A 15,926-nucleotide genomic window follows, 5' to 3' on the forward strand; every position below is an offset into this window, starting at 1 on the left:
GTGGGTGCGCGCAGCAAGGCCCGCAAACGCGCGGTCGACATCCTCTTCGAGGCCGACCTGCGTGGCGAGGACCCGGTGACGCTGGTCGCGGGCCGGGTCGGTTCGGCCGACGTGCCCCCCGTGAACGACTACACGGTGACGCTCGTCGAGGGCGTGAAGGCGCACCAGGCGCGCATCGACGACCTGATCTCGGAGCACGCCGAGGGCTGGACGTTGCAGCGGATGCCCGCGGTCGACCGCGCGGTGCTGCGGATCGGCCTGTACGAGCTGCTGTGGGCGACGGACGTGCCGGACGCGGTCGCGATCGACGAGGCGATCGAGCTGGCGAAGGGTCTGTCCACCGACGACTCGCCGCGCTTCGTCAACGGCGTGCTCGGCCGGATCGCGGTCATCGCGGACCAGTTGCGCGCCGTCCTCTAGCACCGGCTGGACGGACCAAGGCCACCTCGGTGATCCGGGGTGGCCTTGGTCGTCTCAGTCCTCCTTGGCCGGGCGGGCCTCAGGCGGGAGGACGCCCCAGTCGATGAGCTGCTCGGTGAGCTCGCCGGGGGTCATGTCGTAGATGATCGCGAGCGAACGCAGGTCCTCGGTGCGGATCGAGAGCACCTTGCCGTTGTAGTCGCCGCGCTGGCTCTGGATGGTGGCGGCGTACCGCGCGAGCGGACCCACCTTCTCGGCCGGTAGCTGTTGCAGCCGTTCGAGGTTGATGACGATCTTGGTGGCAGGCTCGGCGCCCGACGGCACCCGGCCCTCCGGCAGCAGTTCGGCCACCGGCACCCCGTAGAAGTCGGCCAGTTCGGCCAGCTTCTGCACGGTCACGGCTCGGTCGCCCCGCTCGTACGAGCCGACGACCACGGCCTTCCAGCGACCGCCGGACTTCTGCTCGACGCCGTGCAGGGACAAGCCCTGCTGCTGCCGGATCGCGCGGAGCTTGGCCCCCAACGCCTTGGCGTAGTCGCCCATGTGGCGGTTCTCCGTTCATTCGCCCCGTCAGCCGGTAGGGGACTGGGCCGGGGAGGTCAGACTCAATACGCAGAGTAATGATTGCTCTCCGTGGTCGCCAGGTCAAGCTGATCTCGTCAGTCCATGAGGGCGAGAGCCGCGACACCACCCGTCAGGTGGGCGCCCCGTGCCTGATACCGTGCAGGTCAGCCCGGTCGAAGCCGGGTGTCCGACGTCCTTTAAGGACCCGTCCTGTGAGGCGGGGAAGGAGGTCCAACCGTGGCGCCACGTCAACGTGGTGCGACGGATCCGGCCGGGGAGCGCGAGCTTCTCTCGGCTGGTGACGTCGCACGCACTGTCGCCCGAATGGCCCATCAGATCATCGAGAAGACCGCTCTTGATGCACCGAGCGCACCCGCAGTAGTCCTGATGGGCATACCGAGTCGGGGAGCGCCACTCGCTCGCCGACTGGCCGTCAAGATCGCGGAGTTCAGCGGCGTCGAGGTGCCGACGGGCACGCTGGACGTGACCCTCTACCGCGATGACCTGCGGAGAGGTCCCACCAGGCCGCTGGAGACGACGTCACTCCCCGAAGGGGGGATCGACGACCGCCTCGTGGTGCTCGTGGACGACGTCCTCTTCTCCGGTCGCACCATCCGCGCGGCCCTCGACGCCCTGCGCGACCACGGCCGCCCGCGTGCCGTGCAACTCGCGGTGCTCGTCGACCGCGGGCACCGGGAGCTGCCGATCCGCGCGGACTACGTTGGCAAGAACGTGCCGACTTCGCGCACCGAGGACGTGGCCGTCCTGCTGGACGAGTTCGACGGGCGCGACGGAGTGGTGCTGAAGTGAAGCACCTCCTGTCCACCGAGGACCTCGACCGCGCGGCCGCCACGTCGATCCTCGACACCGCGGACAACCTCAAGCGCGCGCTGCTCGGCCGGGAGGTCCGCAAGCTCCCGACGCTGCGCGGCCGCACGGTGATCACCCTGTTCTACGAGAACTCCACGCGCACCAGGGTCTCGTTCGAGATCGCGGGCAAGTGGATGAGCGCGGACGTGATCAACGTGTCCGCGGGCGGGTCGAGCGTGAGCAAGGGCGAGTCCCTTCGCGACACCGCGCTCACGCTGGCCGCGGCGGGCGCGGACTGCGTGATCGTCCGGCACCCCGCGTCCGGCGCGGCGCACCGGCTCGCGGGCTGGCTGTCGGCGGCGGGGACGTCCGTCGTCAACGCGGGCGACGGGATGCACGAGCACCCGACGCAGGCCCTGCTGGACGCGGCGACGCTGCGCGAGCGGCTCGGCTCGATCGAGGGCCGCCGGATCGCCATCGTCGGCGACGTCCTGCACAGCCGGGTCGTCCGGTCGAACGTGCACCTGCTCGCCGCGCTGGGCGCCGACGTGGTGCTGGTCGCCCCGCCGACGCTCCTGCCGGTGGGCGTGCAGAACTGGCCCGTCACCGTCTCGCACGAACTCGACGCGGAACTGCCCAGCCTGGACGCGGTCATGCTGCTGCGCGTGCAGGCCGAGCGGATGCACGGCGGGTTCTTCCCGTCGGCCCGCGAGTACTCGATCGCCTACGGGCTCAACGAGAACCGCCTCGGCCTCATGCCGGAGCACGCCGTCGTGCTGCACCCCGGTCCGATGCTCCGCGGAATGGAGATCGCCTCGGCGGTCGCCGACTCCCCGCGCGCGGCCATCACCGACCAGGTGCGCAACGGCGTCCACCTGCGCATGGCGGTCCTGTACCACCTGCTTGCCCATGAGGAGGAGAATTCGTGAGGCCCTTGTTGCTCAAGGGAGTTCGACCCTACGGCGAGGGCGACCCGGTCGACGTGCTGATCCGCGACGGCGTCATCGCCGAGATCGGGTCCGTCACCGCGGACGACGTGGAGGTCGTCGAGGGCTCGGGTGCGGTCCTGCTCCCCGGCTTCGTCGACCTGCACACGCACCTGCGCGAGCCGGGCCGCGAGGACACCGAGACCATCGAGACCGGCTCGAAGGCCGCCGCGCTCGGGGGCTACACCGCCGTGTTCGCCATGGCCAACACCGACCCGATCGCCGACAACGCGGTGATCGTGGAGCACGTGCGGCGCCGGGGCGTCGAGGTCGGCCTGGTCGACGTGCACCCGGTCGGCGCGGTCACCGTCGGCCTCAAGGGCGAGAAGCTGGCCGAACTGGGCACGATGGCCAAGTCCGCCGCGAACGTCCGGGTGTTCTCCGACGACGGCCACTGCGTGCACGACCCGCTGATCATGCGTCGGGCCCTGGAGTACTCCAAGGCGCTGGACGTGGTCATCGCGCAGCACGCCGAGGAACCGCGGCTGACCGTCGGCGCCCAGGCGCACGAGGGTGAGCAGGCGGCCCGGCTGGGCCTCCAGGGCTGGCCCGCCGCCGCCGAGGAGTCGATCGTCGCGCGGGACTGCCTGCTCGCGCTGCACGCCGAGGCGAAGCTGCACATCTGCCACGTGTCCACCACGGGCACGGCGGACGTGCTGAAGTGGGCGAAGGCCAGGGGGACGAACGTGTCCGCCGAAGTCACGCCTCACCACCTGCTGCTGACCGACGACCGGCTGAGCACCTACGACCCGGTCAACAAGGTCAACCCGCCGCTGCGGACCGGCACCGACGTCCAGGCGCTGCGCCAGGCGCTGGCCGACGGCGTGATCGACTGCGTCGCGACCGACCACGCCCCGCACGCCGTGCAGGACAAGGACTGCGAGTGGGCCGCGGCCCGTCCCGGCATGCTGGGGCTCCAGACCGCGCTGTCCGTGGTCGTCGAGACCATGGTGAAGACCGGCCTGCTGGACTGGCGCGGTGTCGCGCGGGTGATGAGCGAGCGGCCCGCCGAGATCGCCGGGCTGCCGGACCACGGCCGTCCGATCGAGGTCGGCGAGCCCGCGAACCTGGTGCTGGTCGACCCGGACGCCACCTGGACCGTGCGCGGCGCGGAGTTGGCGAGCGTCGCGGGCAACACCCCGTTCGAGGGCATGGAGCTGCCGGGCGTTGTGACGGCCACCCTGCTGCGCGGACGCGTCACGGCGGGGAGGATTCCGGCATGACCAGGGTTCTCCTCTCGCTGGCGGTGCTGGCGTTCTTCGCGCTCTGCCTCTACGGCATGTGGCACGGCTGGCAGCGCCGTGCTCGCCGCCAGGCCGCCGTGCTCGCCGACTTCCCGGCCGTGCCCGCCGACACCGGCGCGGTGCTGCTGGAGACGACGGGCCAGTACATCGGCACGACCATCGGCGACAACTGGCAGGACCGGATCGCCGTCGGCGACATCGGCCACCGCGCCGAGGCCGTGCTGCGCCTGACGGACCAGGGCGTGCGCGTCGAGCGCACCGGGGCCTCCGAGCTGTGGATCCCGGCGGCGGCGATCGAGTCCGCGCGCACCGACCGCGGTCTCGCGGGCAAGGTCATGACCAAGGACGGCCTGCTGGTCGTGCGGTGGCGACTGGGCGAGCAGCTCGTGGACACCGGCTTCCGCGGCGACGACAAAGACGTGTACGAGGAGTGGCTGGCCGCGCTGGAGACCAGCGGGGCCAAGGGAGGTTCTACGACGTGACGAAGGCAGCGCTAGTCCTCGAAGACGGCCGCGTGTTCCGCGGCGAGTCCTACGGCGCCCTGGGCGAGAGCCTGGGCGAGGTCGTGTTCTCCACCGGCATGACCGGCTACCAGGAGACGCTGACAGACCCCTCCTACCACCGCCAGATCGTGGTGCAGACGGCCCCGCAGATCGGCAACACCGGCTGGAACGACGAGGACGACGAGTCCTCGCGCATCTGGGTCGCCGGCTACGTCGTGCGCGACCCCTCCCGCGTGCCCTCCAACTGGCGCTCGGTCCGCGGCCTCGACGAGGAGCTGGTCCGCCAGCGCGTCGCGGGCATCGCGGGCGTCGACACCCGGATGCTGACCCGCCACCTGCGCGAGCAGGGCGCGATGCGCGCGGGCGTCTTCTCCGGTGACGCGCTGGCCGACGACGAGGTCCTCGTGGGCCGCGTGCTGGACAGCCCGCCGATGAAGGGCTCCGACCTCGCGGGCGACGTCACCACGGCGAGCCCGTACGTCGTCCCGGCGGTCGGCGAGCGCCGCTTCCGCGTCGCCGCGCTGGACCTCGGCATCAAGTCGAACACACCCAGGATGATGGCGGCGCGCGGCATCGAGGTGCACGTGCTGCCGCTGTCGTCCACCGTGGACGACGTGCTGGCGGTCGAGGCCGACGGTGTCTTCCTGTCCAACGGTCCGGGCGACCCGGCGACCCAGACGCACGCGATCGAGCTGACGAAGTCGGTGCTGGAGCGGCGGATCCCGCTGTTCGGCATCTGCTTCGGCAACCAGATCCTGGGCCGCGCGCTCGGCCGCGACACCTACAAGATGCGCTACGGCCACCGCGGCATCAACATCCCGGTGATCGACGTGCGCACGGGCAAGGTCGCCATCACCGCGCAGAACCACGGGTTCGCGCTGGAGGGCGAGCCGGGCGAGGAGTTCACCTCGGACTTCGGCCGCGCCGTGCTGAGCCACTACTGCCCGAACGACGACACCATCGAGGGCGTCCGCGCGCTCGACGTGCCCGCGTTCAGCGTGCAGTACCACCCCGAGGCGGCGGCCGGACCGCACGACGCCGCCCCGCTGTTCGACGAGTTCTGCGATCTCATGAACGAGGCCCGCTGATGCCCAAGCGCACTGACATCAAGCACGTCCTGGTGATCGGGTCCGGCCCGATCGTCATCGGCCAGGCGTGCGAGTTCGACTACTCCGGCACCCAGGCCTGCCGCGTGCTGCGGGAGGAGGGCATCAGGGTCAGCCTGGTGAACTCCAACCCGGCCACGATCATGACCGACCCCGAGTTCGCCGACGCGACCTACATCGAGCCGATCACGGCCGAGTTCGTCGAGAAGGTCATCGCGATCGAGCGCCCCGACGCCATCCTGGCGACGCTGGGCGGCCAGACCGCGCTGAACACGGCCATCGCGCTGCACGAGCGCGGCGTGCTGGAGAAGTACAACGTCGAGCTGATCGGCGCGGACATCGACGCCATCAACCGCGGCGAGGACCGGCAGATCTTCAAGGAGCTGGTCCGCAAGATCGGCGCCGAGGTGCCGCGCAGCGCCGTGTGCAAGTCGATGGACGAGGTCCGCGAGACCGTGGCGGACCTCGGTCTGCCGGTCGTCATCCGGCCGTCGTTCACCATGGGCGGCCTCGGTTCCGGCATGGCGCACACCCCCGAGGAGCTGGAGCGGCTCGCCGCGACCGGCCTCGCGGAGTCGCCGGTCACCGAGGTGCTCATCGAGGAGAGCGTGCTCGGCTGGAAGGAGTACGAGCTGGAGCTGATGCGCGACCGCAACGACAACGTCGTGGTCGTCTGCTCCATCGAGAACATCGACCCGATGGGCGTGCACACCGGCGACTCGGTCACCGTCGCGCCCGCGATGACGCTGACCGACCGCGAGTTCCAGCACATGCGGAACGTCGGCATCGACGTCATCCGCGAGGTCGGCGTCGACACCGGCGGCTGCAACATCCAGTTCGCCGTCGAGCCGTCGACGGGCCGCATGGTCGTCATCGAGATGAACCCGCGCGTGTCGCGGTCGTCCGCGCTGGCGTCGAAGGCGACCGGCTTCCCGATCGCCAAGATCGCCGCCAAGCTCGCGATCGGCTACACGCTCGACGAGATCCGCAACGACATCACCGGCGAGACCCCGGCGAGCTTCGAGCCGACGCTGGACTACGTGGTCGTGAAGATCCCGCGGTTCGCGTTCGAGAAGTTCCCCGGCGCCGACCCCACGCTCACCACGACGATGAAGAGCGTCGGCGAGGCCATGTCCATGGGCCGCAACTTCGTCGAGGCCCTCGGCAAGGCCATGCGCTCCATGGAGACCAAGGACGCGGGCTTCTGGACCCGGCCGGACCCGGAGGGCACGACGCTGGAGGGCCTGCTGAAGGCGCTCGGCGCGGGCCACGACGGTCGGCTGTACACCGTGGACCGCGCGCTGCGCTTCGGCGCGACGATCGAGCAGGTGCACGAGGCGTCCGGCATCGACCCGTGGTTCATCGAGCAGATCGCCTGGCTCAACGAGCTGCGCGGCGAGATCGAGGCCGCGCCGGTGCTGGACGAGACCCTGCTGCGCAAGGCGAAGCGGGCCGGGCTGTCCGACCGGCAGATCTCCGTGCTGCGGTCCGAACTGGCCGGTGAGGACGGCGTGCGGACGCTGCGGCACCGCCTGGGCGTGCGGCCGGTCTACAAGACGGTGGACACCTGCGCGGCCGAGTTCGCCGCCAAGACGCCCTACCACTACAGCGCCTACGAGCTGGACCCGAACGCCGAGACCGAGGTGACCGAGCAGCGCGAGCGCGAGAAGGTCCTCATCCTCGGCTCCGGGCCCAACCGCATCGGCCAGGGCATCGAGTTCGACTACTCCTGCGTGCACGCCGCGATGGCGCTGCGCGCGGCCGGGTTCGAGACCGTCATGGTCAACTGCAACCCGGAGACCGTCTCCACCGACTACGACACCTCGGACCGGCTGTACTTCGAGCCGCTGACGTTCGAGGACGTCATCGAGGTCGTGCACTCCGAGCAGCGCTCGGGCCCGGTCGCGGGCGTGATCGTGCAGCTCGGCGGCCAGACCCCGCTGGGACTGGCGAAGCGCCTCGCGGACGCGGGCGTGCCGATCGTGGGCACGCCGCCCGAGGCGATCCACCTGGCCGAGGAGCGCGGCGCGTTCGGCAAGCTGCTCACCGACGCCGGGCTGCCCGCGCCGAAGTACGGCATGGCGACGTCGTTCGACGAGGCCAAGGCCATCGCCGACGAGATCGGCTACCCGGTGCTCGTGCGGCCGTCGTACGTGCTCGGCGGGCGCGGCATGGAGATCGTCTACGACGAGGAGTCGCTGGCCGGCTACATCGCCCGCGCCACCGAGGTCAGCCCGGAGCACCCGGTGCTCGTCGACCGGTTCCTGGACGACGCCATCGAGATCGACGTCGACGCCCTCTACGACGGCACCGACGTGTTCATCGGCGGCGTGATGGAGCACATCGAGGAGGCGGGCGTGCACTCCGGCGACTCCGCCTGCACGCTGCCGCCCATCACCCTCGGCGAAACGGACATCGACGCCGTCCGCCGCTCCACCGAGGCCATCGCCAAGGGCATCGGCGTGCGCGGTCTCCTGAACGTCCAGTACGCGCTCAAGGACGACGTCCTCTACGTCCTGGAGGCGAACCCCCGCGCGTCCCGCACGGTGCCGTTCGTGTCCAAGGCGACCGCCGTGTCGATGGCCAAGGCCGCCGCCCGGATCATGCTCGGCACGACCGTCAAGGAGCTGCGCGCCGAGGGGATCCTGCCCGCCGCGGGCGACGGGGCGAAGCTGCCCGCGCACGCGCCGGTGTCGGTCAAGGAAGCCGTGCTGCCGTTCCACCGGTTCCGCACCCGCGAGGGCAAGGGCGTCGACTCGCTGCTCGGCCCGGAGATGAAGTCGACCGGCGAGGTCATGGGGATCGACGTGTCGTTCGGCATGGCGTTCGCCAAGTCGCAGACCGCGTCCTACGGCTCGCTGCCGACCTCGGGCAAGGTCTTCGTGTCCGTCGCGAACCGCGACAAGCGCGCGATGATCTTCCCGGTGAAGCGGCTCGCCGACCTCGGCTTCGAGGTGCTCGCGACGTCCGGGACGGCGGAGGTGCTGCGCCGCAACGGGATCGCGTGCACGGTGGTGCGCAAGCACTTCGACGGCGTCGAGAACATCGTGGACATCATCCTCGCGGGCCAGGTCGACATGATCATCAACACTCCCTACGGCAACAGCGGGCCGCGCGTGGACGGGTACGAGATCCGCACGGCGGCCGTCGCGAAGGACATCCCCTGCGTCACCACGATCCAGGGCGCGGCGGCGGCCGTGCACGGCATCGAGGCGGCCATCCGCGGCGACATCGGCGTGCGCTCGCTCCAGTCGCTCCAGGCGGCGCTGAAGGCGGACGACCTGCCTGAGGGCGCGGGCACCGGGCGGGAGGGCGCGTGAGCTTCGGGACCAGGCTGGCGAAGGCGGTCGCCGAGCGCGGCCCGCTGTGCGTGGGCATCGACCCGCATCCGGGGCTGCTCGCGGACTGGGGCCTCCCGGCGGACGCGTCCGGGCTGGAGCGGTTCGCGCTCACCTGCGTCGAGGCGTTCGCCGGGCAGGTGTCGCTGGTGAAGCCGCAGTCGGCGTTCTTCGAGGCGTACGGCTCGAAGGGCGTCGCGGTGCTGGAGCGGGTGGTCGGGAGCCTCCGGGACGCCGACACGCTCGTGCTGGTGGACGCCAAGCGCGGTGACATCGGCTCGACCATGGCCGCCTACGCGGCGGCGTACCTGGCCGAGGGGGCGCCGCTCGCGGGCGACGCCGTCACCGTCTCGCCGTTCCTCGGCTTCGGGTCGCTCGACCCGGCCATCGAGGCGGCGAGGGCCAACGGGCGCGGCGTGTTCGTGCTCGCCCGCACGTCCAACCCGGAGGGATCGACCGTGCAGCACGCGGTCCTGCCCGACGGGCGCACGGTGGCGCAGTCGATCGTGGACAGCGCCGCCGCGGCCAACGCGGGCGCCGAGCCGCTGGGCGACGTGGGACTGGTCATCGGCGCGACGCTCGCGGAACTCGACGTCGACCTGTCCGCGCTGAACGGTCCGGTGCTGGCGCCGGGCTTCGGCGCGCAGGGGGCGGGCGTGGCGGACCTGCGCCGCCTCTTCGGGGCCGAGCTGCGCGGCGTGCTGCCCTCGTCCTCGCGGGACGTGCTGCGGCACGGCCCCGACGTGGCCGCTCTGCGGGCCGCTGCGCTGCGCGTGCGCGACGAGGTGGCCTGAGACCCGGAAACGGGCCCCAGGGCCGTCCTGCGGGCGCTCAACGCCCGTGGGACGGCCCTGCTCGTCCACGGGGTGCGCCGGGGGTGGTCCCGGCCAACGAAAACGGCGTTCCGGACCGTCGCCCGGCACCAGGCGGGGATGTCCGATTCCGACACGCTTGCCGAGGTCCGCTCACCTGGGCAAACGTTCCCTGGTACGGTCCACGCCACCGGCAGCTCGATCGCCCGAGGGGCGCATACCACACAGGTCGTGGCCACTGCGTTACCGGAGGCGGTGACGGGACCGCCGGTGCGAGTTGGTACTACTACCCCTCGCCGCGCACCAACTGATCGCTGTAAAGCTCAACCCTGACTGGGTTGGGGCCGAAGTTGAAAGCAAGGGTCTTAGCAAAACCCATCAACTTCCGGACCCGCGTTGTACCCAGGCAATTGCAGTCGGTACGGTCGCGGCACAGATCCCAGAATTAAATTCCCACACCACGGAGGATATCGTGGCCCTTCCCCAGCTTACCGAGGAGCAGCGGGCCGCAGCGCTGGAGAAGGCTGCTGCCGCTCGCCGCGTTCGGGCTGAGCTCAAGGAGCGCCTCAAGCGTGGCGGCACGAACCTGACCGATGTGCTCAAGGCCGCCGAGAGCGACGAGATCCTGGGCAAGATGAAGGTGTCGGCTCTGCTCGAGGCTCTTCCGGGCGTCGGCAAGGTTCGCGCGGCGCAGATCATGGAGCGGCTTGAGATCGCTACCAGCCGTCGTCTGCGTGGCCTGGGCGACCGTCAGCGCAAGGCGCTGCTCGCCGAGTTCAGCAGCGAGTGAGTAGTGGCACCGAGGCGGGGTCGGGCTCATCTGCCCGGCCCCGCCTCACCGTACTTTCCGGTCCGTCCGGTGTCGGCAAGTCCAGCGTGCTGGCCGAGCTGCGCCGACAGGGACCGGTGAACGTGCACTTCAGCGTCTCGGTGACCACCAGGAAGCCGAGGCCGGGCGAGGTCGACGGGCAGCACTACCACTTCGTCGACCGCGTCGAGTTCGAGCGGATGGTCGCCGCGGGCGAGTTCCTGGAGCACGCCGAGTTCGCGGGCAACCGCTACGGCACCCCCAAGGCCCCCGTGCTGCTGGCCCTGGACTCCGGGACGCCGTCGCTGCTGGAGATCGAACTCCAGGGCGCGCGCCAGGTCAGGGCCACGATGCCGGAGGCCCAACTGGTGATGCTCGCGCCCCCGTCGTGGGAGCACCTGGTCGACCGGCTGGTGGGCCGGGGGACCGAGGACCCGGACGTGATCGAGCGCCGACTGGAGATCGCCAGGGACGAGATGGCGGCCGAGAAGGAGTTCGACGAGGTCGTCGTGAACGCCGACGTGCGCTCCGCGGCCCGCGATTTGCTAAACTTGGTGGTCGGCCCGCAGCCCGAGGCGTTCGAAGAGCCCCCGAGGCCCTGAGAGTGATCTTGAGTGGCGCGGGACGACCCCAGCCGATACACGAACCGCAGGAGCGTTGACGAGTGACCACGCACACCGAGCTGGGCCAGCTCACGGGTTCGCCCGAGGGCATCACCAACCCGCCCATCGACGACCTGCTCGAGCAGGTCAGCTCGAAGTACGCGCTGGTGATCTACGCCGCGAAGCGCGCACGTCAGATCAACGACTACTACGCCCAGCTCGGCGAGGGCCTGCTCGAGTACGTCGGCCCGCTCGTCGAGCCCGGCCCGCGCGAGAAGCCCCTCTCCATCGCGCTGCGGGAGATCCACGCGGGTCTGCTCGAGCACACCGAGGGCGAGTGACGTCCCAGCTCCACCCGGATGCCCCTGTTCGTCCCCGAGTCGTCCTCGGGGTCGGCGGGGGCATTGCCGCGTACAAGGCGTGCGAGGTGCTGCGGAGGCTGACCGAGTCCGGCCACTCCGTTCGGGTCGTCCCCACGGAGGGGGCGCTGAGGTTCGTGGGCGCGGCAACTTTCGAAGCACTTTCGGGGCAGCCCGTGCACACGGGGGTCTTCGAGGACGTGCCCGAGGTCCCGCACGTGCGGCTCGGCCAGACCGCCGACCTGGTGGTCGTGGCGCCCGCGACGGCGAACCTGATCGCCAAGGCCGCGAACGGCCTCGCGGACGACCTGCTGACCAACACGCTGCTCACGGCCCGCTGCCCGGTGCTGCTGGTCCCGGCGATGCACACCGAGATGTGGGAGCACCCCGCGACGCGGGCGAACGTGGCGCTGCTGCGCTCGCGTGGCGTGGTCGTCGCCGAGCCCGCCAGCGGCAGGCTGACCGGCAAGGACACCGGCAAGGGCAGGCTGCCCGAGCCGTCCGAGATCGTGGAGCTCACGAAGCTCCTGCTCGCCAGGTCCGACGCCCTGCCCCGCGACCTCGAAGGCCTGCACGTCGCCGTGTCGGCGGGCGGCACCCGTGAACCGCTCGACCCGGTCCGCTTCCTGGGCAACCGCTCCTCCGGCAGGCAGGGCTACGCCCTGGCCAGGGTCGCGGCCCAGCGCGGAGCACGGGTCACGCTCGTCTCGGCGCACACCGCCGACCTGGTCGCGCCCGCGGGCGTCGAGCTGGTGGGAGCCGGTTCCGCCGAGGAGCTGCGGGTCGCCATGCACGAGGTCGCGAAGACCGCGGACGTGCTGGTGATGGCCGCCGCCGTGGCGGACTTCCGGCCGGTGTCGCTGACCGGCCACAAGATCAAGAAGACGGACCGCGACCCCGAGCCGGTCGCGCTCACCCGCAACGCGGACATCCTCGCCGAGCTGGTCGAACACCGCCGTCCGGGCCAGGTCGTGGTGGGTTTCGCCGCCGAGACCGGCGACGAGGGCACGAGCGTCCTCGACTACGGCCGCGCGAAGCTCAAGCGCAAGGGCTGCGACCTCCTGGTCGTGAACGCGGTCGGCGACGGCGGGGCGTTCGAGGGCGAGGACAACGCGGGCTGGCTGCTGTCGGCCGACGGTACGGAGGTCCGTATCGCACACGGCTCGAAGGCGCAACTCGGTGCCACTCTGTGGGATGCGGTCCGAGTTCTCGTCGAACCTTGACACGGTCGTACGCGAACGCTCGTTAAGCTTGACCACGTCCATGCGCAGATATCGAAGGTTTGAGGTAGCGCCGTGAGCCAGCACGCGAGCAGGCTGTTCACCAGTGAGTCCGTCACCGAGGGGCATCCGGACAAGATCTGCGACGCGATCAGCGACTCGATCCTGGACGCACTGCTCAGCAAGGACCCGCGCTCCCGCGTCGCCGTGGAGACGATGGTGACGACGGGCCAGGTCCACGTCGCGGGCGAGGTGACGACCGAGGCGTACGCGGACATCCCGTCCATCGTGCGCGAGAAGATCCTCGAGATCGGCTACGACTCGTCGGCCAAGGGCTTCGACGGGCACTCGTGCGGCGTGAACGTCGCCATCGGCTCGCAGTCGCCGGACATCGCGCAGGGCGTCGACACCGCGTACGAGGAGCGGGTTTCCGACTCCTCGGACGAGATCGACCGCCAAGGCGCCGGTGACCAGGGCCTGATGTTCGGGTACGCGTGCACCGACACGCCGGAGCTGATGCCGCTCCCGATCGCGCTGGCGCACCGGCTGTCGCGCAGGTTGACCGCGGTCCGGAAGGACGGCTCGGTCCCGTACCTGCGTCCCGACGGCAAGACCCAGGTCACCATCGAGTACGCCGGTGACCAGCCCGTGCGGCTGGACACCGTGGTCGTGTCGACGCAGCACGCGGACGGCATCGACCTGGAGAAGCTGCTGGGCGTGGACGTCCGCGAGCACGTCGTCGGCCCGGAGATCGCCGAGCTCGGCCTGGACGCGTCGAACGTGCGCCTGCTGGTGAACCCCACCGGCCGCTTCGTCATCGGTGGCCCCATGGGTGACGCGGGCCTGACCGGCCGCAAGATCATCGTCGACACCTACGGCGGCATGGCGCGGCACGGTGGCGGGGCGTTCTCGGGCAAGGATCCGTCCAAGGTGGACCGTTCGGCGGCGTACGCGATGAGGTGGGTGGCCAAGAACGCGGTGGCCGCGGGCCTGGCGACGCGCATCGAGGTCCAGGTCGCCTACGCGATCGGCAAGGCTTCCCCTGTCGGGCTGTTCGTCGAAACATTCGGCACGGAGACGGTCGACCCGCTGAAGATCCAGCAGGCCATCGCCGAGGTCTTCGACCTGCGGCCCGCCGCGATCATCCGCGACCTCGACCTGCTGCGCCCGATCTACGCGCCGACCGCCGCCTATGGTCACTTCGGCCGCACGGACATCGACCTGCCGTGGGAGCACACCGACCGCGCGGACGCCCTGAGGTCGGCCGCGGGCGCCTGACTTTCCTGTTTAACTCGTGCGTAAAGCACGGCGGCCCGGCCGCCGTGCTTTTTCGCATTTCTACGGCATTGGTGGGGTGCGGACCCGCGGCCCAATCACGGTCCTATTTCGACAGCGGGACGATAGGTTTGTCCCATGGGGGTTGAACAACGGCTCATCGACGGCGAGTTCGTCGACCTGAAAGGCGCGACGATCGCCGCGTCGTCGATCCGTGATCTGCTCATCGCGGACCGCCTCGATCCGCGCGGTATTCGACTGCGCGACGCGCGCGTCGAGGGCGCCCTCGACCTGGCCGACATCCACTCGAAGCGCCCGCTGGTGCTGCTCGACTGCCGCACCGACAGCCCTGTGCTGCTGGATCGCGCCAACCTGTCCTCTGTGGACCTCAGCGGCCTGGTCGCACCCGCCGTCAGCGCGGCCTGGCTGCGGCTGGACCACTACCTGCTGATGCAGGACGTGCGGCTCGACGGCGGCACCGCCGAGTGGGCCGTCGACCTGGCCGAAGCCCAGATCGGCAGCCACCTCAGCCTGCGCGGCGCGCACCTGACCGGTATCGAGTACGCCCTGCACGCGCCCAAGCTCCGCACCGGCAGCCAGGTGTTCCTGACCGACCTGCGCGCCTCGGGCACGGTCCGGCTCGACGGCGCCCGCATCGGCGGCAACCTCCGCGGCGAAGGCGCCCACATCCACTCCGCCACCAACGCCGCCTTCCTCGGCGTCGACATGCAGGTCGACGACAACCTCTTCCTGAGCCGCGGCTTCCACGCCCGAACCGACTCCACCGGCCTCGCGGCCGTCCGCATCCGCGGCTCCCGCCTGGGCGGCCAGTTGGTCCTGCGCGGCGGGAAGGCCACCGGCGCCATCGCCCTGGACCTGAAGCACACCCGCGCGGGCATGGAGATCCTGTTCGCCACCGACGTCGCCGAGGGCCTGGTCGACCTCGACGGCCTCACCTACGTCGGCGTACCCCGCGACGCCACCCTGCCGGAGTGGCTGGACCTGCTGGCCCACCGCACCCGGCGCTACGCCAGCCAGCCGTACCTGCACCTGGCGGCGGCCCACCAGGCGGCGGGCAACGAACGCGACGTCCGCCGCGTCCGCGTGGCCCAGCAGAAGGACCTCCTCCGCCGCGGCACCCTCACCCGCTGGGGCAGGCTCTGGCACCGCGTCACCGGCGCCACCGTCGGCTACGGCTACCGCCCGGCCATCGCCCTGCTCTGGCTGGCCGCCACCCTGACGGCGGCGATCGTCCTGGTGGTCGCCGTAGCGGGCCCGTCCGGCCTCACCAGGGCCACCACGGGCCCGTGCTCGACGGTCGAGCAGATCGGCCTGGCCCTCAACGCCGCCACCCCACTGGTGAAACCCGACACCCAGCAACGCTGCCAGATCATCACCACCACCGGCCTTGGCCAGTTCGTCGTCATCACCACCTGGCTCCTCCAGGCCCTCGCCTGGGCGTTCGCCACGCTGTTCGTCGCGGGGTTCACCGGCCTGGTCCGCAAGACGACGTGAGGGGCCGCCGATCGTGGCCGGCAGCGCCAGGCACCGGAAGAGCAGCCGTGGCAGCCCGCCGCCCTCGGGCCACCGCTCTGCGTGGGAGCGCTCCCGTCGCTTGGGTGATCGACTTGAGCCCGCTCACGCACCACGTAGAGGGGGAGAGACCGGGACAGCCGTTCCACTCGCCTCACGGCTGGCGCTACGGCAACCCCCAGCCGGCGTTGGCCACCACCTCAGCTCGGCGGCTGACCACCTCAGCTCGGCGGCCGACTACCTTTCCGCGCTGGTGGCCACCATCCATCGCCTGGCCCCAACCAGCTCAGCCCGGCTTTGACCACCACTCGCCGCCCGGCGTCGAGCCACGTCCATCCCGTCGAGC

Annotated in this window: 15 protein-coding genes; 14 read left to right on the forward strand and 1 reads right to left on the reverse strand. The window is 70.8% G+C overall.

The features are described 5' to 3' along the window. Positions 1–420 carry a transcription antitermination factor NusB gene (gene nusB, locus NZH93_RS31705; RefSeq protein WP_259626936.1) on the forward strand — a complete coding sequence of 140 codons (420 nt, stop codon included), beginning with the start codon at positions 1–3 and terminating at the stop codon, positions 418–420. 54 nt (positions 421–474) lie between these two features. Here the strand turns inward: nusB and bldD are convergent, their stop codons facing one another. After that, positions 475–963, reverse strand: a complete 489-nt coding sequence (gene bldD, locus NZH93_RS31710; RefSeq protein ID WP_015103676.1) for a transcriptional regulator BldD — start codon at positions 961–963, stop codon at positions 475–477. A gap of 258 nt (positions 964–1,221) precedes the next feature. Between bldD and pyrR the strand changes: the two genes are divergently transcribed. The 13 genes from pyrR (at position 1,222) to NZH93_RS31775 (ending at position 15,562) form a co-directional block, all read left to right on the forward strand. After that, on the forward strand, positions 1,222–1,794 hold the full coding sequence (gene pyrR, locus NZH93_RS31715; RefSeq protein ID WP_259626937.1) for a bifunctional pyr operon transcriptional regulator/uracil phosphoribosyltransferase PyrR: 573 nt from the start codon (positions 1,222–1,224) through the stop codon (positions 1,792–1,794). Continuing rightward, complete coding sequence (locus tag NZH93_RS31720; RefSeq protein ID WP_259626938.1) at positions 1,791–2,723, forward strand: aspartate carbamoyltransferase catalytic subunit; 933 nt, start codon at positions 1,791–1,793, stop codon at positions 2,721–2,723. Before pyrR ends, NZH93_RS31720 begins: the two co-directional genes overlap by 4 nt. Next, positions 2,720–4,003 (forward strand): dihydroorotase, encoded by a 1,284-nt coding sequence (locus tag NZH93_RS31725; protein ID WP_259626939.1) that lies wholly within the window; start codon positions 2,720–2,722, stop codon positions 4,001–4,003. The genes NZH93_RS31720 and NZH93_RS31725 overlap by 4 nt, the downstream gene beginning before the upstream one ends. Continuing rightward, positions 4,000–4,506 carry a PH-like domain-containing protein gene (locus NZH93_RS31730; protein WP_259626940.1) on the forward strand — a complete coding sequence of 169 codons (507 nt, stop codon included), beginning with the start codon at positions 4,000–4,002 and terminating at the stop codon, positions 4,504–4,506. Before NZH93_RS31725 ends, NZH93_RS31730 begins: the two co-directional genes overlap by 4 nt. After that, positions 4,503–5,615, forward strand: a complete 1,113-nt coding sequence (gene carA, locus NZH93_RS31735; RefSeq protein WP_259626941.1) for a glutamine-hydrolyzing carbamoyl-phosphate synthase small subunit — start codon at positions 4,503–4,505, stop codon at positions 5,613–5,615. The genes NZH93_RS31730 and carA overlap by 4 nt, the downstream gene beginning before the upstream one ends. Beyond that, entirely contained in the window at positions 5,615–8,953 is a 3,339-nt protein-coding gene (gene carB / locus NZH93_RS31740) for a carbamoyl-phosphate synthase large subunit (RefSeq protein ID WP_259626942.1), read from the forward strand. The genes carA and carB overlap by 1 nt, the downstream gene beginning before the upstream one ends. Further along, complete coding sequence (pyrF, locus tag NZH93_RS31745; protein ID WP_259626943.1) at positions 8,950–9,765, forward strand: orotidine-5'-phosphate decarboxylase; 816 nt, start codon at positions 8,950–8,952, stop codon at positions 9,763–9,765. Before carB ends, pyrF begins: the two co-directional genes overlap by 4 nt. A 490-nt stretch (positions 9,766–10,255) precedes the next feature. After that, complete coding sequence (gene mihF, locus NZH93_RS31750) at positions 10,256–10,573, forward strand: integration host factor, actinobacterial type (RefSeq protein ID WP_106197042.1); 318 nt, start codon at positions 10,256–10,258, stop codon at positions 10,571–10,573. After that, the gene (gene gmk / locus NZH93_RS31755) at positions 10,570–11,193 is read left to right on the forward strand and encodes a guanylate kinase (protein WP_259626944.1); all 624 of its coding nucleotides are present in this window, start codon (positions 10,570–10,572) and stop codon (positions 11,191–11,193) included. The genes mihF and gmk overlap by 4 nt, the downstream gene beginning before the upstream one ends. A gap of 62 nt (positions 11,194–11,255) precedes the next feature. Beyond that, entirely contained in the window at positions 11,256–11,534 is a 279-nt protein-coding gene (rpoZ, locus tag NZH93_RS31760) for a DNA-directed RNA polymerase subunit omega (RefSeq protein WP_106197044.1), read from the forward strand. Continuing rightward, entirely contained in the window at positions 11,531–12,775 is a 1,245-nt protein-coding gene (gene coaBC, locus NZH93_RS31765) for a bifunctional phosphopantothenoylcysteine decarboxylase/phosphopantothenate--cysteine ligase CoaBC (RefSeq protein ID WP_259626945.1), read from the forward strand. Before rpoZ ends, coaBC begins: the two co-directional genes overlap by 4 nt. A 72-nt stretch (positions 12,776–12,847) precedes the next feature. Continuing rightward, entirely contained in the window at positions 12,848–14,050 is a 1,203-nt protein-coding gene (metK, locus tag NZH93_RS31770) for a methionine adenosyltransferase (protein ID WP_259626946.1), read from the forward strand. Positions 14,051–14,185: 135 nt separating this feature from the next. Then, positions 14,186–15,562 (forward strand): hypothetical protein, encoded by a 1,377-nt coding sequence (locus NZH93_RS31775; protein WP_259626947.1) that lies wholly within the window; start codon positions 14,186–14,188, stop codon positions 15,560–15,562. The last annotated feature ends 364 nt before the right edge of the window (positions 15,563–15,926 follow it).

This window comes from Umezawaea endophytica (assembly GCF_025061645.1).
GTDB classification, from domain to species: Bacteria; Actinomycetota; Actinomycetes; order Mycobacteriales; family Pseudonocardiaceae; genus Umezawaea; species Umezawaea endophytica.